This window comes from Arthrobacter sp. 2RAF22, assembly GCF_052115325.1.
In the GTDB taxonomy this organism is placed as follows: domain Bacteria; phylum Actinomycetota; class Actinomycetes; order Actinomycetales; family Micrococcaceae; genus Arthrobacter.
The window spans coordinates 47,617-73,608 of sequence record NZ_JBFRGL010000006.1; the positions used below are offsets into that span (position 1 = coordinate 47,617).

The 25,992-nt window shown below is 64.9% G+C and carries 25 protein-coding genes; 16 read left to right on the forward strand and 9 right to left on the reverse strand.

Going from position 1 to position 25,992, the window contains the following annotated elements:
• The first annotated feature begins 2 nt into the window (after window positions 1–2).
• Window positions 3–611, forward strand: a complete 609-nt coding sequence (gene kdpC, locus AB4068_RS07120) for a K(+)-transporting ATPase subunit C (RefSeq protein WP_059388763.1) — start codon at window positions 3–5, stop codon at window positions 609–611.
• 51 nt (window positions 612–662) lie between these two features.
• On the opposite strand, the gene AB4068_RS07125 is transcribed toward kdpC, so the two are convergent.
• Together AB4068_RS07125 and AB4068_RS07130 are read right to left on the reverse strand one after the other, a co-directional pair.
• Window positions 663–1,316: a hypothetical protein gene (locus tag AB4068_RS07125; protein ID WP_441433014.1), complete on the reverse strand. Its 654-nt coding sequence runs from the start codon at window positions 1,314–1,316 to the stop codon at window positions 663–665.
• The gene (locus AB4068_RS07130) at window positions 1,300–2,829 is read right to left on the reverse strand and encodes a L,D-transpeptidase family protein (RefSeq protein WP_441433015.1); all 1,530 of its coding nucleotides are present in this window, start codon (window positions 2,827–2,829) and stop codon (window positions 1,300–1,302) included. Before AB4068_RS07130 ends, AB4068_RS07125 begins: the two co-directional genes overlap by 17 nt.
• Window positions 2,830–3,229: 400 nt before the next feature.
• On the opposite strand from AB4068_RS07130, the gene AB4068_RS07135 reads away from it, so the two are divergent.
• Entirely contained in the window at window positions 3,230–5,878 is a 2,649-nt protein-coding gene (locus AB4068_RS07135) for an ATP-binding protein (RefSeq protein ID WP_306964576.1), read from the forward strand.
• On the forward strand, window positions 5,875–6,552 hold the full coding sequence (locus AB4068_RS07140) for a response regulator (RefSeq protein WP_284988923.1): 678 nt from the start codon (window positions 5,875–5,877) through the stop codon (window positions 6,550–6,552). Before AB4068_RS07135 ends, AB4068_RS07140 begins: the two co-directional genes overlap by 4 nt.
• On the opposite strand, the gene AB4068_RS07145 is transcribed toward AB4068_RS07140, so the two are convergent.
• Entirely contained in the window at window positions 6,542–8,428 is a 1,887-nt protein-coding gene (locus AB4068_RS07145; RefSeq protein ID WP_441433016.1) for an ABC transporter ATP-binding protein, read from the reverse strand. The genes AB4068_RS07140 and AB4068_RS07145 overlap by 11 nt on opposite strands.
• 100 nt (window positions 8,429–8,528) lie before the next feature.
• Here AB4068_RS07145 and AB4068_RS07150 point away from each other — a divergent pair, with 100 nt between their 5' ends.
• From AB4068_RS07150 to AB4068_RS07160, 3 genes are all read left to right on the forward strand, one after another.
• Window positions 8,529–8,960: a MarR family winged helix-turn-helix transcriptional regulator gene (locus tag AB4068_RS07150; RefSeq protein WP_284988925.1), complete on the forward strand. Its 432-nt coding sequence runs from the start codon at window positions 8,529–8,531 to the stop codon at window positions 8,958–8,960.
• A gap of 183 nt (window positions 8,961–9,143) precedes the next feature.
• On the forward strand, window positions 9,144–9,422 hold the full coding sequence (locus tag AB4068_RS07155; protein ID WP_284988926.1) for a hypothetical protein: 279 nt from the start codon (window positions 9,144–9,146) through the stop codon (window positions 9,420–9,422).
• Between the two features lie 247 nt (window positions 9,423–9,669).
• A complete protein-coding gene (locus AB4068_RS07160; protein ID WP_307053193.1) occupies window positions 9,670–9,984 on the forward strand; it encodes a carboxymuconolactone decarboxylase family protein in 315 nt (104 codons plus the stop codon).
• Window positions 9,985–10,055: 71 nt separating this feature from the next.
• Here AB4068_RS07160 and AB4068_RS07165 read toward each other — a convergent pair whose 3' ends face one another.
• Together AB4068_RS07165 and AB4068_RS07170 are read right to left on the reverse strand one after the other, a co-directional pair.
• Window positions 10,056–10,499, reverse strand: a complete 444-nt coding sequence (locus AB4068_RS07165) for a hypothetical protein (protein WP_441433017.1) — start codon at window positions 10,497–10,499, stop codon at window positions 10,056–10,058.
• A 62-nt stretch (window positions 10,500–10,561) separates the two neighbouring features.
• Window positions 10,562–11,716, reverse strand: a complete 1,155-nt coding sequence (locus tag AB4068_RS07170) for a hypothetical protein (protein WP_441433018.1) — start codon at window positions 11,714–11,716, stop codon at window positions 10,562–10,564.
• Between the two features lie 177 nt (window positions 11,717–11,893).
• On the opposite strand from AB4068_RS07170, the gene AB4068_RS07175 reads away from it, so the two are divergent.
• Window positions 11,894–12,835 carry an NAD-dependent epimerase/dehydratase family protein gene (locus AB4068_RS07175; protein ID WP_441433019.1) on the forward strand — a complete coding sequence of 314 codons (942 nt, stop codon included), beginning with the start codon at window positions 11,894–11,896 and terminating at the stop codon, window positions 12,833–12,835.
• Here the strand turns inward: AB4068_RS07175 and AB4068_RS07180 are convergent, their stop codons facing one another.
• Both AB4068_RS07180 and AB4068_RS07185 read right to left on the reverse strand, forming a co-directional pair.
• Window positions 12,836–13,540, reverse strand: coding sequence for an alpha/beta fold hydrolase (locus AB4068_RS07180; RefSeq protein ID WP_284988930.1), 705 nt, complete (start codon window positions 13,538–13,540; stop codon window positions 12,836–12,838).
• A 74-nt stretch (window positions 13,541–13,614) separates the two neighbouring features.
• Window positions 13,615–15,531: an FAD-binding monooxygenase gene (locus AB4068_RS07185; protein WP_441433020.1), complete on the reverse strand. Its 1,917-nt coding sequence runs from the start codon at window positions 15,529–15,531 to the stop codon at window positions 13,615–13,617.
• A gap of 206 nt (window positions 15,532–15,737) precedes the next feature.
• On the opposite strand from AB4068_RS07185, the gene AB4068_RS07190 reads away from it, so the two are divergent.
• The 7 genes from AB4068_RS07190 (at window position 15,738) to AB4068_RS07220 (ending at window position 22,889) form a co-directional block, all read left to right on the forward strand.
• Entirely contained in the window at window positions 15,738–17,195 is a 1,458-nt protein-coding gene (locus AB4068_RS07190; protein WP_441433021.1) for a fumarylacetoacetate hydrolase family protein, read from the forward strand.
• Complete coding sequence (locus AB4068_RS07195) at window positions 17,188–17,862, forward strand: GntR family transcriptional regulator (RefSeq protein WP_441433022.1); 675 nt, start codon at window positions 17,188–17,190, stop codon at window positions 17,860–17,862. Before AB4068_RS07190 ends, AB4068_RS07195 begins: the two co-directional genes overlap by 8 nt.
• Window positions 17,863–17,917: 55 nt before the next feature.
• Window positions 17,918–19,441 carry a 5-carboxymethyl-2-hydroxymuconate semialdehyde dehydrogenase gene (hpaE, locus tag AB4068_RS07200; RefSeq protein ID WP_284988934.1) on the forward strand — a complete coding sequence of 508 codons (1,524 nt, stop codon included), beginning with the start codon at window positions 17,918–17,920 and terminating at the stop codon, window positions 19,439–19,441.
• 147 nt (window positions 19,442–19,588) lie between these two features.
• Window positions 19,589–20,677 carry a 3,4-dihydroxyphenylacetate 2,3-dioxygenase gene (gene hpaD / locus AB4068_RS07205; RefSeq protein WP_441433023.1) on the forward strand — a complete coding sequence of 363 codons (1,089 nt, stop codon included), beginning with the start codon at window positions 19,589–19,591 and terminating at the stop codon, window positions 20,675–20,677.
• A 53-nt stretch (window positions 20,678–20,730) separates the two neighbouring features.
• Complete coding sequence (gene hpaH / locus AB4068_RS07210; RefSeq protein ID WP_441433053.1) at window positions 20,731–21,516, forward strand: 2-oxo-hept-4-ene-1,7-dioate hydratase; 786 nt, start codon at window positions 20,731–20,733, stop codon at window positions 21,514–21,516.
• Window positions 21,501–22,337, forward strand: a complete 837-nt coding sequence (locus AB4068_RS07215) for an HpcH/HpaI aldolase family protein (RefSeq protein WP_441433024.1) — start codon at window positions 21,501–21,503, stop codon at window positions 22,335–22,337. The genes hpaH and AB4068_RS07215 overlap by 16 nt, the downstream gene beginning before the upstream one ends.
• A gap of 117 nt (window positions 22,338–22,454) precedes the next feature.
• Complete coding sequence (locus tag AB4068_RS07220; protein WP_284988937.1) at window positions 22,455–22,889, forward strand: hypothetical protein; 435 nt, start codon at window positions 22,455–22,457, stop codon at window positions 22,887–22,889.
• 1 nt (window position 22,890) lies between these two features.
• On the opposite strand, the gene AB4068_RS07225 is transcribed toward AB4068_RS07220, so the two are convergent.
• Window positions 22,891–23,421: a hypothetical protein gene (locus AB4068_RS07225; RefSeq protein WP_284988938.1), complete on the reverse strand. Its 531-nt coding sequence runs from the start codon at window positions 23,419–23,421 to the stop codon at window positions 22,891–22,893.
• Between the two features lie 294 nt (window positions 23,422–23,715).
• Here AB4068_RS07225 and AB4068_RS07230 point away from each other — a divergent pair, with 294 nt between their 5' ends.
• Window positions 23,716–24,924: an aspartate transaminase gene (locus AB4068_RS07230; protein WP_284988939.1), complete on the forward strand. Its 1,209-nt coding sequence runs from the start codon at window positions 23,716–23,718 to the stop codon at window positions 24,922–24,924.
• Between the two features lie 45 nt (window positions 24,925–24,969).
• Window positions 24,970–25,644: a 4-carboxy-4-hydroxy-2-oxoadipate aldolase/oxaloacetate decarboxylase gene (locus AB4068_RS07235; protein ID WP_306964606.1), complete on the forward strand. Its 675-nt coding sequence runs from the start codon at window positions 24,970–24,972 to the stop codon at window positions 25,642–25,644.
• A gap of 112 nt (window positions 25,645–25,756) precedes the next feature.
• Here the strand turns inward: AB4068_RS07235 and AB4068_RS07240 are convergent, their stop codons facing one another.
• Window positions 25,757–25,978 (reverse strand): hypothetical protein, encoded by a 222-nt coding sequence (locus AB4068_RS07240; protein ID WP_059388747.1) that lies wholly within the window; start codon window positions 25,976–25,978, stop codon window positions 25,757–25,759.
• Between the last annotated feature and the right edge of the window lie 14 nt (window positions 25,979–25,992).

Here is a 25,992-nt window from a genome sequence, read left to right on the forward strand (position 1 = left end):
CCATGAACACCCTTCCCGGCTATTTTCGGCAAGCAGGAACGGCTCTTCGGTTCTTGCTCCTGGCCACCGTGGTCCTTGGATTGATCTACCCATTGGCGATTTTCGGTATCGGCCAGGCCGTTGCGCCTTTCCAAGCCAATGGCTCCATCGTGAAAGACGCGGCAGGTAAGCCCGCCGCTTCTGCCCTGATCGCGCAAGTCTCTGCCAACGACGCCGGCACCCAGAACCCGCTGTGGTTCCACGCCCGCCCCTCGGCGGCCAAGTGGGACCCGGGGGCATCCACTGCCAGCAACCTGGGACCCAACGATCCCAAACTGCTCGACGCCGTCAAAGCCAACCGTGCCGCCGTTGCCGCTGCGGAAGGTGTCAAGGAGTCTGACGTCCCCGCGGACGCCGTGACGGCGAGCGGTTCAGGGCTGGACCCGCAGATCTCGGTTGCCTACGCCCGCCTCCAAGTGCCCAGGGTGGCAAAGGCGCACGGGCTGAGTCCCGAGACGGTGCAGGCCATGGTTGACCGCCGAACCGTCACCGGACTTGAGGCCTTCCTTGGGCAGCCGTCCGTCAACGTCACCGAGCTGAACCTGGACGTGGCGGCAGTTGCAGCCAAATAAAGGAAACCAATTAAAGGAAACCGGCCATGTGAAGTGGCTGGCCGTCCCGCGTCAGGGAGCTTGCAGTAGCGAGGTGAGTTTGTCCTGGGACTGTTCGACCGGCGGTGCTTGGACAGGGACGGCCAGCGTGATCCTCGTGATGACGTTCTTCGAAGCTGATTCAAGGACGTACTCGGTACTCGAGGACAACTGGTTCCGCGCGTACCAAGCCCGTTCGCCTGCGCCGTCGACGGACTTGGGGGACATCATGAGCCGAGGCAGTTCCACTTTGCCCAAGGCAGCCGTGTCCGGGTACACGGTTGTGGAAATGGTCAGGGCGTTGCCCGGATCCGGATCCTGTCCGTTGGGCACACCCACCAAGCTGAAAGTGCAACTCGTTTCTTTTACGCCTTGGGTTTCCGTGACGGATTGCACACCCTGCTGGATCTGCGCGGCAATGGCTCCAAGCTTTTGCCGGATCTCGTCTGTGTCAGGCACTTTGCAGGCCTGCGCGTCGGGGGTCCCGATGATCCTGCCGTCCATGGCCGTGGTGCCCGGGGAGGCCGTGGCATCGGTTTTTGGAGAGGCCAGGGCGCTGGCTGGTACCGGGCTCGCCGCTGAGCCACTTGGCTCCGAGCCGCCCTGGCAAGCAGTCAGCAAGAGCCCGGCCAGGGCAACGGACAGTGGCACCGCCCAGGTGCGGACGCTCCTACCAGAAGATTTCATAGCCAACTCCCATCACAATCCGGTCCCCGGCCTGAGCGGTGCGCATGAACTGCAGCAAGTCCGGATCGTTGAACGCGAGGCAACCCCAGGTGGGCTTGTTGTTGCCGTGCATGAAGATCGCGAATCCGGCGTTCATGACGATGGGCGAGTCCGGTGGCCGGTTGTAATTGATGACCACTCCCTGACGATAATCGTGCGTTGGCCGGGTCGCGAAGTACCACATGTTCTCGTCCGGGAAGATGTCCGAGCTGGATTCGAAGTACTGATTGTAGTTCGCATTGAGCCTGCCGCCCCAGCGCGAGAACTGGTTCAGCGTCCGGTAGGACAGGGCCGTTCCCGGGTTGCCGAGGCCGAACGCTTCGGTCACCGTGAACGAACCTGTGGGCGAGAACGCCTGCCAAGTGGGGCCGGTTGCCACGCCGGGACCGGCGAACCCCGACTCCCCGGCGGAGCCGATCGCACCCCACTCCTTCACGTACTGCCCGTCACCGGGCCTGCGGACGCAGGTGATCATCGATACCTGGGTTGCACGGTACGCGTCCGCTACCGCCAGGGACACCCTTTGCGCCCCGTTAGTCGGGTACTTCACGGCGCCGGAGTTCAAAGCGGGGCAGTACCCTGCGGTGGCGATCGTATACCTGACACCTCCACCGTTGATCCACTGAAGCTGTCCGAACTGGAAGCTCTGGCTGCAGTTCCCGGCCCCGTCGCAGGCTTCGCCCGTGACGGGGTACCCGATGACGCCGTCCTGGGAATGGCGGGAGTCGTAGAAACTGCCAAGGCCGCCCCAAACCGGCTGGGTTCCGGCGCCTATCGTAAAGTAGATCTTTCCCCGCGTGAACTGTTGCGAGCAGCCGCCGAACCGCAGGCCGCACTGCTCGTCACCGTGCGGGGCTCCGAGGTAGCCGCTGAGGCCGCCCAGGGACTGGTAGCGGCCACTGATGGCGCCCACAACGGAGAACGTCCCGTATCCCGGGACGAAGTAGATGGATCCGCGTTGGAACTGCTGGGAGCATACCCCTCCAGACAGTCCGCATTGCTCGTCGCTGCTCGGGTACCCCAGACCGCCCGTGTCTGCGGACAGCTGTTGGTAGCGGCCGTTGATCGCGCCCCAAACTGCGAACGTCCCGTATCCCGGGACGAAGTAGATCCACCCCCTCTGGAATTGCTGCCGGCAAGCCCCTCCGGGGAGATCGCACTGTTGCTCCGCAATCGCCGGGCCGAGTCCGCCGGCGTCACCGCCGAGGCTTTCGTGCTTGGCGCCGATCGCGCCAGGGACGGCGAAGCCAGATGCCTTTACGGTTGTGGAGGAAGGTGCAGGGGTGGCTGACGTGGCGGGCGAAGGTTCGATTGCCTTTGGCGGCGTGGTGCCCGGTGTCGGAACCGGCGTCGCGGTGGGAGCCGGCGTCGGGGCCGGACCGGTCGGCCCGGGCGCGGGTAACGTCGTCGATGATGGCGACGGCGTCACAGGCACCTGCGCGGGGACCCCGGTCCCGGGAACCTGTGGTGCCACGGAGTCCGTGGAGGCTGAGGGTGACGGTGCAGGTGTTGGGCTTGCCATGGCCGGGGCGGGCAACAGGGACAGGCAAACGCCAATTGCTATTGCGGCTCCGAATCGATGGAGGCGCTGTGTACGGGGGAATTGAAGGCGTGCGCGCCCGGTGGACATCCTGGGGCTATCTTGTATGCCAGTAATTGCTTTCTCCTTTACCGCCACGCTCAAACCGAAGCCACGGTCGGCAAGGACAGTGGCCGCGGTGACGCAGCCGTAAAGAGAACCATCCCCCGAGGCACATGTATTGCTGATCGTGAGACTACCGCTCCGAAAGTTCCCCGGCGGGCAGACGCGCCGGTCAAAAAGGCTGGCTTTCTTGCGGGCAACCGACGCGTTAAACAAGTGAAAGAATGACCACATGGCACGGGCAACGTTGCGCATTTTCCTCGGGGCAGCCCCGGGAGTAGGGAAGACCTACGCCATGCTTGAGGAGGCTCACCGGCTGCGCGGCCGCGGTGAAGACGTGGTGGTGGCCTTCGCCATGGACCATGGGCGCAGCGACACCCGTGCCTTGATGGACGGATTGGAAGTCATCCCGCCGCACACGATTGCGTACCGGGACACCAGCTTTGAAGAGATGGACGTCGACGCGGTCTTGGCACGCAAGCCGCGCATCGCCGTCGTCGACGAATACGCCCACTCGAACATCCCCGGAAGCCGCAACGCAAAGCGCTGGCAAGACGTCGAGGAACTGCTCGACGCCGGCATCAACGTCCTCTCCACCGTCAACGTGCAGCACCTGGCTTCCCTTGGTGACGTCGTGAGTGCCATCACCGACGTCCGGCAGGCGGAGACAGTGCCCGACGACGTCGTGCGGCGTGCCGATCAAATCCATCTTGTGGACATCTCACCGGAGCTGTTGCGGCAACGGCTGGGCGACGGCAAGATCTATTCGGCGGACAAGATCGACGCTGCCCTGTCCAACTATTTCCGGATGGGCAACCTGACGGCATTACGGGAACTGGCGCTGCTGTGGCTGGCCGACCGCGTGGACGAAGGGCTCGCGAAGTACCGTTCGGAACAGGGGATCGAGGCGAGCTGGCCCGCCCGCGAACGCATCGTCATCGGCCTCACAGGCGGGCCGGAAGGGGAGGTCCTTGTCCGCCGGGCCGCCCGGATCCTCAAGCGCGTCAATGGCGGCGACCTGCTCGCCGTGCACGTCCGCGCCGCTGATGGTGTGGCCTCGGAATCTCCGCAGGCGCTGGAAGCCCAGCGCCTGTTGGTCCGGGACTTGGGTGGCAGCTACCACACGGTGGCAGGGGAGGACCCGGCGAAGGCCTTGCTTGACTTTGCCCGCAGCGTGAACGCGACGCAGATCGTCGTCGGGATTTCCCGGCGTCGGAGCCTCGTCGCCAGGCTGACCGGGCGGGGGATCGGCAACCGGGTGGTGCGTGACTCCGGCGATATTGACGTGCACATGGTTTCGCATCCCTTGGGCGGCCGGGGCGTGGACCGTCCACGGCAGCGGGACCTTGGCCGCACAAGGGTGGTCGTCGGGTTTGCTATGGCGGTGGTCCTGCCGGTTCTTTTGCAGCTCCTGCTGGCGGCGAGTCCTTCCCACAACATCACGACGGCGGTGCTCCTCCAGTTGACGGGCTCGGTTGCCGTCGCCCTGGTGGGCGGGTTGTGGCCCGCTCTGCTCGGTGCCTTGTGGAGCAGCCTGTTGGTGAACTTCTTCTCCATACCGCCCGTGGGGACCCTGACCATCAGCGACCCCGAGAACATCATCGCGTTGCTGGTTTTCGTGGGCGTTTCAGCCGCTGTTGCGGCCGTGGTGGACGTCTCGGCCAGGCGCTCCAAGGAAGCCGCCCGTGCCCGTGCCGAGGCCACCACCCTGGGTGACCTCACGCGCGGGGCATCGAGCGCCGAGGACACCGTCGAAGGACTTTTGAAGCAAGCGTTGGACGTATTCCAGATGCGCGGGGCTGCGTTGTACAGGGCTGGCACGGCGGGCCCGGGCGGCGGGACGGCGGGCGGCTGGCGCCTCGTCGCCAAGGCCGGAGAGGCCGCACCCCTCCCTGCCGACGGCGGCGAAAACACCGAACAGATCGACGCCGGAACCCGCCTGGTCCTGTCCGGCCGCATCCTGCCAGCCAGCGACCGCCGCCTACTCAGCGCCTTCGGCGCGCACCTTTCGGCCCAGCTCGAGCGGCGGCAATTGGCGGCAAGCCGACGTGAAGTCAGGCGCTTGGCCGAAAGCAACACCATGCGAACCTCCATCCTGCGCGCGGTCTCCCACGACTTGCGGACTCCGCTGGCCGGGATCAAATTGGCCGTCGGCGGCTTGCGGCAAAGCAACGTCCACTACACACCGGAGGAGGAACAGGAACTGCTGGCAACCATCGAGGAATGCTCGGACAGGCTCGACGTCCTCGTGGGGAACCTCCTGGACATGTCCCGCATTACCTCGGACTCGGTGAACGCCCTCATTCGCCCGGTGCGCTGGTACGAAGTGATCCCCACGGCCCTCCACGGCATGCCGCCGGGGCGGGTGCGCGTCGACCTGCCCGGGAACATGCCGGAGATCGACGCCGACGCCGGGATGCTGGAACGCGTTATCGCAAACATCGTGGAGAATGCCATCAAGTACGCTCCGGATTCCGATGTTGTGCTGGTGGGAGCCGCTGGTGGCTTCAGCTCGTCCACCCTGGACGGGAGGCCGTCCGGAGAACTGCGCATCATCGACCACGGCCAAGGAGTCCCCGCCGAAAGCGTCGTCAGGATGTTCCAGCCGTTCCAACGGCTCAACGACGTCCCTTCCACCACCGGGGTTGGCTTGGGGCTCGCCGTGGCCAAGGGATTCACGGAGGCGATGGGAGGCACGCTCACCGCGGAAGAGACTCCGGGCGGCGGCCTGACCATGGTCATCCGGCTTCCGCTATCCACAGGGGTCGCGATCCCGCACGAGGAGGCGCAAGCTCCCTTGGAGGCGCAATCCGTTCTTTTGCAGCACCGCCACATGCCGCCGTCGGGCAGTCCGGATAGCGCCTCCGGGGAGGCGGGATGAGCCACGTCCTGGTTGTGGACGACGATCCCCACATCGTCAAGGCCTTGCGGATTACGCTCCAAGCCCACGGTTACACTGTGGCCACAGCGTCCGACGGCGAATCGGCCTTGCGCTCTGCCGCCCAGCACCCGGTTGGCGTCTTGATCCTCGACCTGGGGCTGCCAGACATCGACGGAACCACAGTCATCACCCGCTTGCGTGAGTGGAGTAGCGTACCCATCCTGGTCCTCTCCGCGCGTCACGGCTCGGACGACAAGGTGGAAGCCTTGGACGCCGGCGCGGACGACTACATCACCAAACCGTTCGGGCTCGACGAGCTGCTCGCGCGCCTCCGGGCGATCCTGCGGCGCACCTCTGACCCGGGCGAAGAAGCGCCCGTGCTGGTCACTGAATCGTTCACTGCGGACCTTGCCATGAGACGCGTGACGCGCGACGGCGAAGACGTCCGCCTCACGCCGACGGAGTGGAGGATCCTGGATCTTTTCGTGCGCAATCCCGAGAAGCTGATCACCCAACAGCAGCTCCTCAGCGAGGTGTGGGGCCCGGCCTACGCCAAGGAGGCCAATTACCTGCGCGTGTACATGGCCCAGCTCCGCCGGAAACTGGAACCGGAGCCCGGGAACCCGCGCCATCTGATCACCGAGGTAGGGATCGGGTACCGGTTCATGCCGTGAGCCTTGCTGCGGCAGCATGACCGGCAAACCCGACAGTCTCCCCGGCCTCGACAAGCCGCGCATACGCGCCGCCTGAATCGCGAAGGTTTCCGGGCGTTCCGAACTCCACGATGGCACCGCGCGAGAGCACTGCGAGCTGATCGGCTTTCTCCACGGTGGAGAGCCTGTGGGCGATGGTGAGCGTAGTCCGGCCGACGGCCAGCCGGTCGAGCGCCGCCTGGACATGAGCCTCGGTTGCGTTGTCCAGGGCGGAGGTAGCTTCGTCGAGGACCAGCACTTTCGGATTGCGCAGGATGGTTCGGGCAATCGCCAAGCGCTGCTGTTCTCCTCCGGAGAAGCGGTGGCCCCGGGCGCCGACCATGGTGTCCAGGCCGTCGGGCAAGCTTGCGATCAGGTCCGCGATCTGTGCCGAGGCCAGCGCGCTCCACAGCACTGCGTCGTCCGCGCCGGGTGCAGCCAGCAGCAGGTTTTCCCGGACGGTGTCGTGAATCAAGTACGTCTCCTGGGACACCACGCCAACGATTTTCGTCAGGTCCTCAGGGGCGATGTCGCGCACGTCGACGCCGTCAATGGTGATCCGCCCGGCGGTGGCGTCATGCAGGCGCGGGACCAGCGAGCCCAGCGTCGATTTGCCGGAGCCCGTGAGGCCCACGATTGCGGTGCTGGTGCCGGCCGGAAGCGTGAGGTCGACGTCGAGCAGAACGTCCGTGCCGCCGTCGTACGCGAAACGGACGCCCTCAAAGCGGACCTCGCCGCGCACTGCGGCCGGGTCCAGCGGGACGGGCCGCGCCGGGGGAGTGATCTCGGGAGCCAAGTCCAGGTACTCAAAGATGCGGCTGAACAGGGCCATTGCGGTGACCCATTGGACGCCGAGATCCAGCAAGCTCATGACCGGGCGGAAGATGGCGCCTTGCAGCGCGGTGAACGCCACGAGCGTGCCGATGGTCATGCCGCCGCTGGTGACGGGCAGTCCGGCGGCGAGGTAGATCAGGGCCGGAATGGCCGAGAAGATTATGCCCATGGTGGACATGCGCCAGCGGCCGGCCAACTGGGAGCGCATCTCCAGGCCGATCAGCCTTTTGGAGCTTTCCGTGTAGCGGTGGGCGTCGCGCTTGGTGGTTCCGAGGGTTTTGGAGAGCCTGACGCCGGAGACTGACAGCCCTTCCTCGACCTGGGTGTTCATGGTGGCCAGCTCGCTTTGCAGCGTTGACGTGATGTTGCGCCGGAGCAGGGCCACCCGGCGCGTGAACCAAACAGCCGGCGGTATCACTATCAGGGACAAGAGCGAGAGCCCGGGCGAAATGGCCACCATGGCGATGGCGGTGGCAATGGCCGTGGTCAGGTTGGACGCAACACCGGTCGCGGTGGAGGTGATGACTTGCTGCAGGCCGGAAATGTCGTTGTTCAACCGCGACTGCACCTCGCCACTGCGGGTCCGGGTAAAGAATCCGAGCGATTGCTTTTGCAAGTGGGTGAACAGGCGCGTGCGCAAGGTGTGCATGATCTTCTGGCCCATGCCCGTGGTCATCCACGTCTGCAGCACGCCAATCAGCGCGGTTGCGGCGGCCACGGCGATCAATCCGGCGGCCAGCCACGCGAGCAGTGGCAGATCCTTGCCGGGCAGCGCGACGTCGATGATGTGGCGGACCAGGAACGGCTGCGCCAGGCCGATGATGCTTGAAGCGCTGATGAGAAGCACGACGACGGCGATGGTCGCCTTGTGCGGGGTGAACAGCCCGGCGATCCGTTTGAGGCTCACGGGGTGCTGTTTCAACTGGGTACGGTCCGCGGGATTGAGGCGGGCGGGGCCGCGGCCGGGACTTCGGGCTCCGACGCCCGGTCGATGGGGATTTTGGGTGAGGATGTTCTCCGTCATAAGCACCACCTCCAGTGGCGAGCGGGGCGCGGGAATCGCGCCTACTAATACAGAGGTTACCTCACTATGTGGCTACGGGTCAAATTGCTAGACTGACAGAATGCAGTCACAGCCCTCAGATTCTGCCGACCTTGGCGATCTCTTCCATGCCGCCTTCCGGGGGCTGCGCCGGACCTGGGCCGAGCAGCTGTCTCCGTGGGAGCTGACGCCGCACCAATGGCGGGCGCTCATGACTCTTATGCGCCCGGCGCCAGGGGACCCGATTCGGCTGAAAGACTTGGCGGAACGGCTGCGCATTGCGCCACGATCGGCCACGGAAGTGGTGGACCAGCTCGAGGTCAAAGGCCTCGTCCGCCGCGATCCGGACCCCACGGACCGGCGCGCCACCCTCGTCGCCGCCACCAGGGACGGGCAGCAACTCTTTGCGAAGATCAGCGCTGAAAGGCGTGGCAAGTCTTCCGAGTACTTTGCCCGGCTCAGCGCAGAAGATCGCGCCGAATTGGCCCGGATTCTGGGTCAGCTCGGGGACTGAAGCGAACGCCGCCCGCCTGCCAAGTTGCCGCAGAGTAGGTAGAGTCGAAGCCATGACTCGCCGGAAGGTTCCAGTTGCCCTCGTCGCGCTCCCTTTCGCGTTGTGCCTGATCGCACTTGCGCCAGCAGAGAGAGCGGGGGCCGCAAACTGCGATTCGCAAGGGCTTCTGGGGGTGGTTGGCATGTGCTCTCCCGCCAACTCCCCATCTCCCCGGCCATCGGAAAAACCCACTCCGTCGGCCACGGCTATCCCGCCTGTACAACCGCAACCCCAGCCGGATCCCGGCGTCGCGGTTCCGTCCGGTGGCGCTTCAACGCCTTCGACGGCGGTGACCGTGCGGGCGGACCCAACTCAGGCCGCGCCACCGGCGGCAACCACAGCTACAGTGCCTTCGCCGATCGTTTCCAGCCCGAGCCCCTCGACGCAAAATTCAACCTCTGCGGCGACCGCTACCCGGATTGACCCGGGCGCCCCCGCCCAGAGTGACCATCCCATTGCTCCAAGCGTTTCAGTGGCTGGAATCCTGTTGGCCTTCGGCGGAACCCTCATCGCCGCAGGCGGAGTGGTAGGCCTCAGAAGATATCCGCCGCTCTAACCCCGGCCCGCGGAGTTCATCGGGAAACAGGTAATAGCGGACCCTGCCTCATTCCGGTGGCCATTCCTAGGATTGAAAGCAAGTCGACAAGCTTTCACTAACAAGGAGAACCCCATGACCGAACCATCCCGTGCCCAGCAACTCGTCGGAGACATCTCGCCCAAACTTGCCTCACTCACCGACGACGTTCTCTTCGCTGACGTCTGGGAGCGCCCCGAATTGGCCAAGCGGGACCGGAGCCTCATTACTGTTGCCTGTCTCGTGACAAGCGGCAGCACTGAACAGCTTTTTGGCCACCTGCGTCTCGCGAAGGCAAACGGACTCAGCGAAACTGAATTGAGCGAGGCTATTACGCACCTGGCGTTCTATGCGGGCTGGCCCAAGGCGATGTCCGCCATGGCGGTCGCCAAGCAGGTGTTTGCCGAGTAGCCAAGTCCGCGCGAGTAGCCAAGTCCGCGTCAGGGGCGCTTGGCGCCCCTAGCCCGGTTTGCTGCCGGAAGTCAGGCCTGCGGGGTGTGCCCCTGGAGTGAGGCAATCTGTGCACGCGCGGCTGCGATGAGTTCCTCGTTAGTGTTGGCGTGGCCGTTGAGGCCCCAGCCGCCGTCGGGCGCTTCCGTGAGCAGGACCCAGGTTCGATCAGGCAGCGTCGGGTCCGCGGCCGCCGTCGCGACGAGCGCGGTGAGTCGTTCGACAACGGCGAGCTGCTTTTCGCGGTTCAGCGCGCCCGCGTTCGTGAGCACCTGGACGCGCACGTAATTGCTGTCGCCGTCGACATTCGACAGATCCCCCGCCGGGAATTCATGGATGAATGCCGCCGTGTTCTTGCGGAACATCGGGATATCCGGCACCTGCTCCACACGCATCACCGTCGACGCCAGGTCAATCGCGAGCTGGTGTTTGTCTGCGAAAGTCCCTGCGGTGGCGTACACGTCGATCATGGGCATGGTGCTTCTCCTCTTCGATGCAGTTCAACCGTCATGTGCGTTGCCATCCTTGCACCTTGCTGTCACCGTGTCTTCCTCTGGGCAATCATTTGCGGATCGTCCGGCTTGACGTCCTTGGAAGTGCGGTTCTTCGGCCTGTGCGGCATGATCGGTTCGGATGCGAAGCGTCGCGGGCCGCTCCACATTGATGGAGGGGCATCGATCGCGTAGGCAAGGGCGTATGCGACCCTTTCGTAGTTGACGCGCCAGCCCCTGAAATGTGGCCATGCTTGCTCCGCCGTTACCTCAATCGGGTAATCGACGGTCCGCATGAGTTCCACGGCCGCTTGAAAGTCTTCAAAGGTCACATCGAGTTCGGAATCGGGATCGGGGTCTTCGTCGACCGGGATCCGGATGGCCCGGGCCACTTGGTTCAGGCAGGTGAATCCCATCCGAATGACCAGCCGAGCCCGGGTGCTCGGGGCGGACCCCGGACTCAGGGAAAGCTGCAACGCGGCCGCGTCCATGACGCTGAGGAGGGAGTTGAGCCAGTTCGATTGCGGTGAAGGCGAACGGAACCATACCAGCGTCAGGTAGGTGCTGTGTGATTCGGCGACATCCGCGGCCCATCGCTCCCACCTTTGGTAAAGCTCGCTGAGCTCGCTGGTGCTGGTTTGGGCGGCCATCCCAAACCGTGTGCGCACCAGAAGCTCGGGTCCCCATGAGGGTGAGCCTGCCCTCGATACGAGGAGGGTCACCTCCGCCTCCCGCCTGTTGAAAGCTGCATACAGCGTTGGCAGATAACCGATCTGCAGAGCGATCACGATCAACCCGGTATAGGCGGCGACGTAAACCAACACGGTGTTGCCGACATTCGATGGAGCAGCGTAGCCAAGAGTGAACATCGCGGAGCCAGCCTCGCTTGCGGCTTGCCAGAGGTCACCGTCGACGAAGGGAAGAAGCAGGAGACTGAACGACAAGTCGAACACGATCACCCAAACCAGCAGCCGGACGAACAGCGCCATGGGGGACTGCCAGGCAAGGATCCGATCACGTACTTCGTACGAGGAGACGGGCTTAGTGATGACAAAGAAGATTTTCGCAGTGACCAAATGGGTCATCCGTGAAAGGTTGCTGTGCAGCGGGCGTGGCACGATCAGCGTTCCGATCACGCTCATCCAGTTCAGGAGCAACGCAAGCAACCCGACTGAAAAACATGCCCACACGAATACAGTCAATGTGCTCTTTCGACATTATTAGACACCAATTCAGCTATTGACCATCGGTAGGTACAAAGCTGATGAGGCTCGTATCATTCATTCCACCCTCGGATCTTGTCAAGGGTAAGCGGCTGCGCCGTACTTCGGTGCGACGTCACTAGCAAAGCATCGCCGGAGAGTTAGGGAGTAACCATCGTGGCACGCCATCTTATCCTCGGCGCCGGACTCGTAGGCGGGACGCTCGCGAGGCAGCTCTCCGCCCGTGGAGACCAGGTAACTCTCGGCACGCGCAGCGGCACTACGGTCCCCGGGGCGACTCCCGTGAAACTGGACGCGAGCAACCCGGCCGACGTGACACGGGCTGCGCGTGGAGCCGACACGATCTTCGTTTGCACCAATCCGCCCTACACCAATTGGGTAGCCGATTGGCCTCCGATCTTCGACGCCGTGATCAAGTCGGCGCGTGACTCCGGGGCCGGTCTTGTGCTCATGGGCAACCTCTATGCGTACGGCCCGCCGGACGGTCCGATGACCGAGCATTCACAGCTCGCCACCACCGAGAAGAAGGGCCTCGTGCGCAAAGCGGGTTGGGAGAAAGTCCTTGCCGCGCACGAACGCGGTGAAATCCGGGCCGTGGAGGTTCGGGCGAGCGACTACTTCGGTCCTGGGGCGGCGGGGATGTCGACGCATCTTGGCGGCGGCTTTTTTCAACCACTCCTGGCCTCCAAAACGGCGCGTGTCGTGGGGGACCCCGCACTGGAGCACAGTTGGAGCTTCCTGCCCGATATCGCCGCGACACTTATCGCGGCCGCAGACCACCCGGGCGAATGGGGACGGGCCTGGCATGTGCCGAGTGCATCCGTCCCGCGCTCGGAAATCGCGCGGCAGGTGAATGAGCGTTGGGGCGTGAATGGCCGGGTGGCCCCGATCCCGCAGTGGTCACTTAAAGCCCTCGGCACCGTCATTCCGATCATGCGCGAGATCTCAGCTTCCAGCTACCAATTCACGATGCCCTTCGTGATCGACTCCGAGGAGACGCGGAAGATGCTGGGTGTTAAGGCAACATCGTGGGACCAAGCACTGGAGGTCACTGTGGACAGCTACCGCAAGCCCGAAACGAGCCATTCGGTGCGGTGACTAACCCGTCCGCTCAACCGCCGCAAGGATGGCCTCGCCGAGTTCATGGGGCTTCGTGAACTGGGGCCAGTGTCCGGTGGGCAGATCCATGAATTCCACGTCGTTGATGCGCGCGAGCTCAGCTACGAAGGGGTGGCCGGACTCGATCCACTCGCCGAGCAGGCTGGAGGGGAACTCGCACGCGATGATGGTGGCGGGGACGTCGTAGCGGCGCACATCGTGCAAGCGCTGCTTATCTGTGGTCACGTTCTTTGGCTCCGGGATGGCGCGTGCCCGGAACGCGGCCCGCAGCTCCTCGTTGAGGTCCACGAGGTCCTCGTTTTCGAACAGCTCCCATGGCGGCAAGGGCACGGCATCGCCCTCGACAGGCAGTTCGTCGTTGATGACGCCGCCCTCGCCAAGCGGTCCGCTGTCCACGTAGACCGCCCGGACCACCCGGTCCGGGCGGGCGTCGACGGCTCCGTGGATGATGGCACCTCCACCGGAGTGGCCGACCAGTACAACAGGACTGCCAACGGCGTCGACGGCTGCCACTACTGCCTCGATGTGATCCCTGAGGCCGATACCGGACCTCGGGGCGTCAATTGCCTCCAGCCCAGGCAGCGTGAGCGGGTGGACCGTGTGGCCCGCAGCAACGAGCGGCGGCGTGACCTCCGACCACGAAGAAGCGTCCAACCAGAATCCGGGAACCATGATGATGTCCATGCCGGTACCCTACGACGGGCCACCGACAGAATGAACCCTTGCGTTGGTCCCGCACGCCGGAACGCGCCAACAGCTCAGACCGCTGCGGTCCGTCCCGATCGAAGGAGGGGCGCGAAGAACGCGGCCAGTTCCGCCGTCGCGGTCAAGGGCAAGACGTTCGCCACGTACTGGTCCGGCCGCACCACCACCACGACGCCGTCGCGGTCGAGGCCACGCAGCTCGAAGATGTCTGCCGAAGGATCGGTGCCGTAGACGTTCTCAAGGTAGGTGAGCTTGAACGGTCCGACCTCCGGCTTGAATGCTTCCGGCACCGCTCCGATGTCGACGCTCGTGTGCTCCTGCTGGTAGATCACCTTCACGTCGAACCACGCGTCCCGGTCAGCGCCCGACGGCGTTGCGGCCAGCGGCGAGTCCGGCGAGTTCGCGATCCACTCGGCAAAGTCGGCGACGGCGGACGCTCCCCCCTGTGCCGTTCCCGCACCCGCAGCGTCCGCGAAGACGTAGATGCGCCACCGTCCGTCAGCCTTGGCCTGGTGGCCGAGCTGTAGCGGGTTGGTATCGCAGACGCGCACCACGGGCGCGGACTTGAAACGCTTACCGATCGTGAATCCCGTGGCCAGGCCTTGATGTGTTGGCTCGGCGATCAGCGGCGAGGGAGCGTAATGGGTCATGAAGCCGGCAGGGAACTCTGCGGTGCTCACGTAGAAGTTCTCCAGCTCGGTGGGGTCCTCAAATTCCTCGGGCTTCTTCGCCATGAGCGTGGACCACTCTTTGTCGAAGTCGATGAGGTTCTTGGCAATGACTTGGCGCTCGGCGGAGTACGTGGAGAGGAGGCTCTCCGGGCTGCGGCCTTCGAGTACGTGTCCGAGCTTCCATGCCAGGTTGAAGCCGTCCTGCATGGAGACGTTCATTCCCTGTCCGGCCTTCGCGCTGTGGGTGTGGCATGCGTCGCCGGCAATGAACACGCGCGGTGTGCGCGTGCCGCGCTCGTCCGGCAGGACGTCGTCGAACCTGTCCGTGAGGCGGTGGCCCACTTCGTACACGCTGTGCCAGGCGACGTTACGCACATCGAGCGTGTAGGGATGGAGGATGTCGTTGGCCTTGGAGATGATCTCCTCGATGGTGGTGTTCCGCACGGAGCGGTTGTCGTTCCGATCCACCTCGCCAAGGTCGACGTACATGCGGAAGAGATGGCCGCCTTCGCGCGGGATCAGGAGGATGCTGCCGCCCGTGCCGGACTGGATGGCGCACTTCGTGCGGATGTCGGGGAAGTCCGTGACGGCAAGGACGTCCATGACGCCCCACGCGTGGTTGGCCTGGTCGCCGGCGAGGGTGCAGCCGATCGACTCGCGCACCTTGCTCCGCGCCCCATCCGCGCCCACGACGTACTTGGCCCGGACAATGCGCTCCTGGCCTTCCTTGGGTCCGGCGGTGTGGAGGAGCGTGACGGTGACGGGGTAGTCGCCATCGTTGGTGACCTCGAGGCCGCGGAACTCGTATCCGTAGTCGGGGGTCATGCGGGTGGGGGAGTTCGCCATGTACTCGGCGAAGTAGTCCAGCACGCGCGCCTGGTTGACGATCAGGTGCGGGAATTCGCTGATATCCCCGGTCGGATCGTCGAGGGCCCGCGCGGTACGGATGATGAGTGAAGGGTCTGACGGGTCCGGCTTCCAGAACGCCATCTCGGTGATCCGGTACGCCTCGGCAATGATCCGCTCGGCGAATCCGAAGGCTTGGAATGTCTCCACGCTCCGGGCCTGGATTCCGTCGGCCTGCCCGATCGCGAGCCTGCCGGGGCGACGCTCCACGATACGGGTTGTGACGCCCGGGAACTGGGACAACTGCGCGGCGGCGAGCATGCCGGCGGGCCCGCTGCCGACGATGAGTACGTCGATCTCGTCGGGAAGATCAGTGGGTCTGTTGATGCCGACGCCGGCGGCCGCCTGGACACGCGGGTCGCCGGATACATAACCGTGGTGGTGGAACTGCATGGGCTTTCCTCACTTCATTGTGCGGTTGTTCAATTATAGAACTGTGAATTCTTTATTTGAACCTTTGTTTGGATTCATACTGTACGGCAGGCGTGACGGGGGCTACAAGGGCCTCACGATCCGTCCGGGGATGCAGGGGGTTGACGTCCCGAAACTCCAGGGTCATAGTTATCGTATACGATTTCGTACTCGATGAGGAGTGAAACTTGGAACAGGTCACCGACCACACCCTGGCCGCGGCCCGCAAGGTCATCGCGGTGCATATCAACTACCCCAGCCGGGCAGCCCAGCGCGGCCGTACGCCGGAGCAGCCGTCGTACTTCCTGAAGCCGTCGTCCTCCCTGGCACTCAGCGGCTCAACGGTGGAGCGTCCGGCTGGCTGTGAACTCCTCGGCTACGAGGGCGAGATCGCGCTGGTCATCGGCACGCCCGCCCGCCGCGTGGGTCTGGAAGACGCCTGGAGCCACGTCCAATGGGTCACGGCCAGCAACGACCTCGGCGTCTACGACCTCCGCTACGCGGACAAGGGCTCCAACCTCCGGTCCAAGGGCGGCGACGGCTTCACCCCGGTAGGCCCCGCGCTCATTCCGGCCGCCGACGTCGACCCCTCCGGGCTGCGGATCCGCACCTGGCACAACGGCGAACTCGTCCAGGACGACACCACCGAAGACCTGCTGTTCCCCTTCGCGCGCCTCGTCGCCGATCTGTCCCAGCTCCTCACCCTCGAAACCGGGGACATCATCCTGACCGGCACCCCGGCCGGCGCTTCCGTCGCCCAACCCGGCGACGTCGTCGAGGTTGAAGTCACCGCTGGCGACTTCAGCAGCGGTCGCTTGGCCACCACCGTGACGGAAGGTACGACGGCGTTCGCGGACTTCGGCGCTCGGCCCAAATCCGACGACACGCAGCGGGAGGAAGCATACGGTTCTCGGGAAGCAGCGGGGCTTCCCGCCGTCGTGCCTGTCCTGACCCCGGAGCTGAAGAAGAAGCTCGAAAGCGTGGCGACCGCGACGTTGTCCAGCCAGTTGCGCAAGCGCGGGCTGAACAACGTGAGCATCGACGGCCTGCAGGCCACCCGCCCGGACCGCCGCGTCGTCGGGCTCGCCCGGACGCTGCGCTATGTCCCCAACCGCGAGGACCTCTTCACGACCCACGGCGGAGGATTCAACGCCCAGAAACGCGCCATCGACTCCGTCAACGAAGGCGAAATCCTGGTCATGGAAGCCCGCGGCGAAAAAGGCACCGGGACCGTCGGAGACATCCTGGCGCTGCGTGCCCAGATGCGCGGCGCCGCCGCGATCATCACCGACGGCGGCGTGCGCGACTATTCCGCGGTGGCGGGGCTGGACATGCCCACCTACTTCGCCAACCCGCACCCCGCCGTCCTGGGCCGCCGGCACATCCCGTGGGACACGGACATCACCATCGCCTGCGGCGGGGCCACGGTCCAGCCCGGGGACATCATCGTGGCCGATTCGGACGGGATCCTCGTGATTCCGCCGGCCATCGCCGACGAACTGGTGGACGAGTGCATCGCGCAGGAGAAGGAAGAGGCCTTCATCTTCGAGATGGTCAAGCAGGGCAACAGCGTGGACGGTCTGTACCCGATGAACGCCCAGTGGCGTGCCCGTTACCAGGAGTGGGAAGGAGCCCAAGGTGACTGAAACCGCCGTCGGGAGCAAGTCCGAGCAGGCCTATGCCGCCGTGAAGGCGCGCATCGTGGAGGGCACCTACACGCCGGGATACCGGCTGGTGCTGGCCAAGATCGCCGAGGACCTCGGCGTGAGCGTGGTTCCGGTCCGGGAGGCGATCCGCCGCCTGGAGGCCGAGGGGCTCGTGACGTTCGAGCGCAACGTCGGCGCCACGGTCTCCGGGATCGATCCGACCGAGTACCTGTACACGATGCAGACCCTGAGCATCATCGAGGGCGCGGCCACAGCGCTGTCTGCACCTTTGATCGACTCCGTGGCCATTGCCCGGGCCCGTGCGGTCAATGCCGAGATGCGCGACTGCCTGGAGCATTTCGATCCGGTCCGCTTCACGGCGCTGAACCAGGATTTCCACAGCGTGCTCTTTGAACACTGCCCCAATCCGCACATCCTGGACCTCGTGCACCGGGGTTGGAACCGGCTGGCCTCGATCCGGGCCTCGACATTCCGCTTCGTCCCTGGCCGTGCGCAGGAATCCGTCAAAGAGCACGAGGCGCTGCTTCAGCTCATCGAAAGCAACGCCGACGCCGACACCATCGAACAAGCCGCCCGCCGCCACCGCAGCGCCACCCTCGACGCATACCTCGCACAGACCAACGCGGGGTCACTTAGCGCCCATTAGAGGGCCCAACATGGGCCGTAAGTGACCCCGCGTTCCAATAGCAAAGGAGAAAACAATGACGTTCACTGCACCAGAAACCACCCATTACGTCCCGAAGGACCTTCCCACCCACATCCAGCACTTCATCAACGGCGAATTCGTTGACTCGGTCAGCGGGAAGACCTTCGACGTCCTGGACCCGGTCTCCAACACCAACTACGCCACCGCAGCGGCCGGGCAGAAGGAAGACATCGACCTCGCCGTTGCCGCGGCCCGCGAAGCCTTCGTGAACGGCCCGTGGCCGAAGATGAAGCCGCGCGAACGTGCCCGCGTCCTGAACAGGATCGCCGACGCCGTCGAAGCCCAGGAGGAGCGCCTCGCCGAACTGGAGACCTTCGACACCGGCCTGCCGATCACCCAGGCCAAGGGCCAGGCGTTGCGTGCGGCGGAGAACTTCCGCTTCTTCGCGGACCTGATCGTGGCCCAGTTCGACGACGCCATGAAGGTCCCGGGCTCCCAGATCAACTACGTGAACCGCAAGCCGATCGGCGTCGCGGGCCTGATCACGCCGTGGAACACCCCGTTCATGCTCGAGTCCTGGAAACTCGCCCCCGCCCTGGCCACCGGCAACACCGTGGTCCTGAAGCCGGCCGAGTTCACCCCGCTCTCGGCCTCGCTCTGGGCGCAGATCTTCAAGGACGCAGGCCTGCCCGACGGCGTGTTCAACTTGGTCAACGGGCTCGGCGAGGAAGCCGGTGACGCCCTCGTCAAGCACCCGGACGTGCCTCTGATCTCCTTCACGGGTGAGACCACCACGGGCCAGACGATCTTCCGCAACGCCGCCGCCAACCTCAAGGGCCTGTCCATGGAGCTGGGCGGGAAGTCCCCGTGCGTCGTGTTCGCCGACGCCGACCTGGACGCCGCGATCGATTCGGCACTATTCGGGGTCTTCTCCCTCAACGGAGAACGCTGCACCGCCGGTTCGCGGATCCTCGTCGAACGCGCGATCTATGACGAGTTCTGCGAGAAGTACGCCGCCCGCGCGAAGAATATCGTCGTCGGCGACCCGCACGACCCCAAGACCCAGGTCGGCGCACTCGTCCACCCCGAGCACTACGAAAAGGTCGCCTCGTACGTGGAGATCGGCAAGTCCGAAGGCCGGCTGCTCGCCGGCGGGGGACGCCCGGAAGACTTGCCCGCAGGGCTCAACAACAGCAACTACATCGCGCCGACGGTGTTCGCCGACGTCGCGCCCGACGCCCGGATCTTCCAGGAGGAGATCTTCGGTCCTGTCGTCGCGATCACCCCGTTCGAGAACGACGACGAAGCCCTCGCCCTGGCGAACAACACCAAATACGGCCTGGCGGCCTACATCTGGACCCAGAACCTGACCCGCGCGCACAACTTCGCGCAGAACGTCGAGGCTGGCATGGTGTGGCTCAACAGCCACAACGTCCGGGACCTACGCACCCCCTTTGGCGGGGTCAAGGCCTCGGGCCTGGGCCACGAAGGCGGCTACCGCTCCATCGATTTCTACACCGACCAGCAAGCCGTGCACATCACCCTCGGCGCTGTGCACACCCCGAAGTTCGGCGCCTGACCCCGCCCAGCCCAACTACCTCGCACTTGTTGTCGTTATGGGGCTCCAAAACGACACTTACTGCGAGTCAGTTGGGCGGCACCCGGCACCAAAGGCGAGCATCCCGCCGTCGAACACCACAGACCCTTTCGAAGAAGAGAGAACCCCATGAGCAACTTCGTCCCGACCCCCACCGTCCCGGCGCCGGATATCGTCCGCTGCGCCTACCTTGAACTCGTGGTCACGGACCTCGCCAAGTCCCGCGAGTTCTACGTGGACCTGCTCGGCCTGCACGTCACCGAGGAAGACGAGAACACCATCTACCTGCGTTCCTTCGAGGAGTTCATCCACCACAACCTGGTCCTGCGCAAGGGACCGGTCGCCGCCGCGGCCGCGTTCGCGTACCGGGTGAAGTCCCCGGCCGAGGTCGACGCCGCCGAGGCCTACTACCGCGAGCTCGGCTGCCGGGTGGAGCGCCGCAAGGACGGCTTCACCAAGGGCGTCGGCGACTCCGTCCGCGTCGAGGACCCTTTGGGCTTCCCGTACGAATTCTTCTACGAGGTGGAGCACGTCGAACGCCTCACCCAGCGCTACGACCTCTACTCCGCCGGTGAGCTGGTCCGCCTGGACCACTTCAACCAGGTCACCCCGGACGTTCCCCGCGGCCGGGCCTACCTGGAGGACCTGGGCTTCCGCGTGTCCGAGGACATCAAGGATTCCGACGGCGTCACGTACGCCGCGTGGATGCACCGCAAGCAGACCGTGCACGACACCGCCCTGACCGGGGGCAACGGCCCGCGCCTGCACCACATCGCCTTCTCCACGCACGAGAAGCACAACATCATCCAGATCTGCGACAAGATGGGCGCCCTGCGCATCAGCGACCGGATCGAACGAGGCCCGGGCCGGCACGGCGTGTCCAACGCGTTCTACCTGTACATCCTGGACCCGGACGGGCACCGCATCGAGATCTACACCCAGGACTACTACACCGGTGACCCGGACAACCCCACGGTCACCTGGGACGTCCACGACAACCAGCGCCGCGACTGGTGGGGCAACCCCGTGGTCCCGTCCTGGTACACCGAGGCCTCCCTCGTCCTGGACCTGGACGGCAACCCGCAGCCGGTCGCCGTCCGCGAGGAAAAGAGCGAAATGGCGGTCACCGTGGGTGCCGACGGCTTCTCGTACACGCGCCAGCCCGAGGACGGCCCCGCGGGGGAAAAGAAGGGCTTCAAGGTCGGCTCGCAGCTCTAGGCCGGCGGCCCTCAACGTATGCTGACCGCAGGATGGCCGAACGGAGTGTGGAGATGCTTGACCCGAAGACGATAGAAATCATTGCCGACGAACTAGTAGAAGCAGGCCGGAGCCGGACCCCGGTTCCGCGCCTGACCGCCCGCTACCCGGAGATGACGGTGGAGGATTCCTACGCCGTGCAGCAGTTATGGCGGCGCCGGAACGAGGACGCCGGCCGGAAGCTGGTGGGCCGCAAGATCGGGCTGACGTCCAAGGCGATGCAGGCCGCCACGGGCATCACGGAACCGGACTATGGCGCGATTTTCGATGACATGGTCCTGGACACCGGGTGCTCGGTGGCGTGGGACCAGTACACCCACCCCCGGGTCGAGGTGGAACTGGCGTTCGTGCTCAAGAAGGACCTCTCCGGGCCCGGCTGCAGCATCTTCGACGTCCTGAACGCCACCGACTACGTGGTTCCGGCCCTTGAGATCCTGGATTCCAGGATCGAGATGGAGGGCCGGACCGTCGTGGACACCATCTCGGACAACGCGGCCATGGGTGCCATGGTGGTCGGCGGACGCCCGGTTCGCCCGGACGCCATCGACCTCCGCTGGGTATCGGCGATCCTGTACAAAAACCAGGTGGTGGAGGAAACTGGCGTCGCCGCCGGCGTCCTGGACCACCCCGCCAACGGCGTGCACTGGCTCGTTAACAAGATCGCCCCGCACGGTGACGGGCTGAAGGCCGGGGAGATCATCCTCGCCGGCTCCTTCACCCGCCCCCTCTGGGTATACAAAGGCGATACCGTCCACGCCGACTACGGTCCCTTGGGAGTTGTCACATGCCGGTTCGAGTAGAACCAGACCGCACGTTCCGTCAAGCCCTGGCCGCCGCGGACAGGCCACTCGCCGGGATGTGGGTGTGTTCCGGCAGCCCGCTCATCGCCGAACTGTGCGCCGGGGCCGGGCTGGACTGGCTCCTGATCGACGCCGAACACAGCCCCAACGGCCTCGAATCCATCCTCGCCCAGCTCCAGGCCGTCCGCGGCTACCCCGTCCAAGCCGTGGTCCGCCCGCCGGTCAACGACACCGTGCTCCTCAAGCAATACCTGGACCTGGGCGTGCAGGACCTGCTCATCCCCATGGTCAACTCCGCCGCGGAGGCACAGGCCGCCATCGCCGCCGTCCGCTACCCGCCGCACGGGGTCCGCGGCGTCGGCTCCGCCCTGGCCCGCGCCTCGCGCTGGAACCGCATCCCGGACTACCTCGCCCGCGCCGCCGAAACCATCAGCGTCACCGTCCAGATCGAAACCGGGGCCGCCGTCGCCGCCGTCGAGGAGATCCTCGCGGTCGACGGCGTCGATGCCATCTTCCTCGGCCCCTCGGACCTCGCGGCGTCCATGGGCCTCCTCGGCGAACAGGAACACCCCACGGTGCGCGCCGCCGTCGAGCACTGCCTCGCCGCGGCAAAGACCGCGGGCAAACCGGCCGGCGTCAACGCCTTCGGCGAGGCCACGGCCCGTGCTTACATGGACGCCGGTGCCTCGTTCCTGCTGGTCGGCGCCGACGTCGCGCTCCTAGCGCGCGGCACCGAAGCCCTCGCCGACAAGTTCATCCCAACAAACCCCGACGGCGGAGCGGCCTTAGGCGGGACAGGTGACGCCCCGTCGAGCTACTGAACTAGGTAGGTAGTCGGTACTCTTCCGGAGGTCCTTGGACGGAGCTACATTGGATATCCCGAGGCCGCTCGGGGGCGGTCGAGGAGGGGGTCGGCCGCAATTTCAATGGAGCATGCCGTGGTCCCGCAACCAGATCTCAATCCTCAACAAGCCGCAGCCATCGCCGAATCGCCGGCTGCACGGCGTCCAGGCCCCGTGGAGTACGATCTGCGGGCTGTTTACGTCCCGCAGTCCGGGCTGTTCCTGGACGATGAGGGGCGCGAATTCTTTGTAACCGCCGTGGAATTCTGGGAGCACGCGACGGTAGTCAGTCTGTGCTGGAAACGCAGGCCCATGGCAGGGCAGGGAAGTCCGCCCTTGGTTGCGACGGATGAGCACGACCGGGTGCTGGGCGTGAAGCGCATTTGGAACGTTGGTGCGCGGTCGATCCAGCATTTTGAACCGATCTCGACGTCGGCCCGCGCATTAACGGTGCTCATCGCGAGGAAAACGGGAACACAGGAACTGTTTAGCTGCAGGACGCCCCCGGAAAAGAAAGACGCAACGAAGTAAGCTAGGCGGAGCGCGCGATGCCCCGCGTTGACCGGCGGATATGCTCGGGTGTGAGACCGGTCAGCGAGGCAAGTTCAAGGTCATCGCAGGCTTGGGTGCGGAGCGCCGTGACAATCAACGCTTCCCGCTGATTAACGATCCGGTCGCGATGCCTTTCGGCTGCTTTGAGTTGCTCGCTTTTCGCCCTCAGGCCATCCACATGCGCGCCTCGCGTGAGCCCGCTCGGGTGAAGGTCGTCATAAGCCAAACCGATGGTTCGGACAGCCCGAATGTTTTCCCCGGTCACCGCCGAAATTGTGGCCAACGTGAGCCCGTCTTCAAGGGCCTGGGCGATCATCTCGTTGCGGGCAGCGGTCAATGTGCGGATGGCGCTCGAAGCATGGGACAGGAGTTGCCTGTGCGCCGCGAGGGCGTGCGTGAGCTTGGCACGCTCTCCTTTGGCCACGGTTTGGGACCGGGCTGGAACCTTGGCCCGGTAGGTATACCTGCCGGTGGTTGACGGGCCCGGAAGGGACCCGGATTGGGCTGGCATTGGATCCCTTTCGGACTCTTCGCGAACTTCTGATCTATGAAATCTAGGCGGTGTTCGCAGAGCCGCGGAAATACCAATACCGCGTGAACCCATAAGCGAAGTGCATGGAAGATTCCCATATGGGGTTGAAATGTCCCTAAACGACCACAGAATCCCTATATAGATCAGGTGGTCATAAGGGCCTCTTATTGATCCACGCACATTAGGTCTTATCCACGGCGCCCGGCAGTGCCTAGTCTCGAAATTGGGGATTCGACACCCGAATCCTGAGTTTCACGATTCTGGAGAAGACAAATGTCCGAGTACCTGCCGGCGTCGAGGGTCACACGCATCAAGTCCTCAGCGAGCGTTGCGGCCGCCGCCCGCGTCCGTGAACTACGAGCCGAAGGCATCCCGATCATCGACCTGACCGTCGGCGAGCCGGACTTCGACACCCCCGGCCACATCAAGGCGGCAGCGATCGAAGCGATCAACGCCGGCCAGACCAAGTACACCTCGGTGACTGGAACGCCGGAACTGCAGACCGCCATCCTCCGCCGGATTGAAAGCCACACCGGCGTGCGCTACGAAGCGAACCAGCTGACCATCGGCGGCGGTGCCAAGCAAGTCCTCTACGTAGCACTCATGGCTTCGCTCAACGAGGGCGACGAGGTCATCGTCCCCGCACCGTACTGGGTGTCCTACCCGGACATGGTCCTCGCCAACGACGGCACGCCCGTGATCGTCGCTTGCGGAGAAGACACCGGCTTCAAGCTCACACCAGCCGCCCTCCGCGAAGCCATCACGCCCAAGACGAAATGGCTCATCCTCAACGCTCCGTCCAACCCGACGGGAGCCGTGTACACACGCGAAGAACTCCAGGCCCTGGGTGCCGTCCTTGAGGAATTCCCGCATGTCTACATCCTCACGGACGAGATCTACGACGAAATCCACTTCGGCGACGGCCGGGTGACCAGCCTCGTCACTGCCGTTCCGACCCTCCGCGACCGCATCCTCCTGGTCAACGGAGTCTCCAAGGCCTACGCAATGACCGGTTGGCGCCTTGGCTACGGCGTAGGTCCAGCGCCTTTGATCGCAGCGATGAACAAGCTGCAGTCGCAGACCTCATCCTGCCCGTCCTCGGTCAGCCAGGCAGCTGCGGCGGCCGCCCTGAACGGCGACCAGTCGTTCGTCCGGGACAGCGTGGAGGTGTACCGCAAGCGCCGGGACGTCGCCGTCGAAGGCCTCAACGCCATAGACGGACTTTCCGTCGCGCCGGCCGAGGGTGCCTTCTACGCTTACGTGAATTGCAGCGGCGTCATCGGCAAGACCGCTCCGGACGGCACGGTCATTGAGAACGACCAGGACTTCACGCTGTACCTCCTCAACGCGGCTGCGGTCGCCGTCATCCAGGGCTCGGCCTACGGCCTCGGCCCCTACTTCCGGATCTCCTTCGCCACATCGCTGGAGACCATCAACGCCGGCGTGGACTCGATCCGCAAGGCAGTCAGCGCCCTCAACTAAGCCCCACGGGCACCCCAGAAGCCAGCCAAGAGAAAGATTCAGGAAATGATCCACGTCAAGACCAAGTTCCAGAGGCCCGACGCCGACGTCGTCAGCCGCCTCGCGGCGTTCTCCTCCGCGACCATCCACGAAGCCCAGGGCCGCCGCGGCGCCCTGAGCTCCAAGATCAAGCCGATCGACCGCTCGATGTCCTTCTGCGGCCCGGCCGTGACCGTGGCCTGTGCCCCGCAGGACAACCTCATGCTGCAGGTTGCCATCCACTACGCCCAGGCCGGCGACGTGGTCCTGGTCGGTGCCCAGGAATTTTCCGACGCCGGAACGTTCGGCGACGTCTTGGGCAATGCCATGAAAGCCAAGGGCATTGCGGCGATGGTGACGGATTCCGGCGTGCGGGACACCCAGGACCTCATTGAATTGGGCCTGCCGGTATTCTCGGGCAGCGTCTGCATCAAAGGCACGGTCAAGGAAACCCTCGGACCCATCAACCACCCCCTGGTGTTCGGCGATGAGATCATCTACCCCGGAGACATCCTCCGCGGTGACGCTGACGGCGTCGTTGTCGTCCGCCGTGAGGAAGCGGAGGAGGTCATCGCGCTCTCCCAGGCCCGGGACGACGCCGAACGCGACCTCATCAAGGCCTACCACGCCGGAGGCACCACCATCGAGTTGTGCGGACTAACGGAAAAGCTGAAGGCCAAGGGACTGCTGGTCGAAGACTGATTGTCACGCTGGGGCCGGTCACCGAATGCGGTGGCCGGCCTTTTGCGCGCCCGTTTCCGGGCACGAAGAAGGCGCCTTGCCTGGGGCAAGGCGCCTTGGGTGGTTAGTCGAGTCAGTCCAGTCCGGGGTGTCCTGGCCGTGCGTCGACCAGGTACCACTCGATGCTGTGTCCGGCATGGGGCGGCATGAGGCTTCCTTCGAAGACGAAGAGGGGCTCGCCCACGCCGCCCAAAGGACGCCAGAAACCGTTCCTAGGGCAGTGGAATCCGGTCCGTGCGCTGATCGTTCCGAGGGTTGGATTCGAAACCCACCGGGTCTGGCTGATCTTTTTCACCGCTGTTTCCTTTG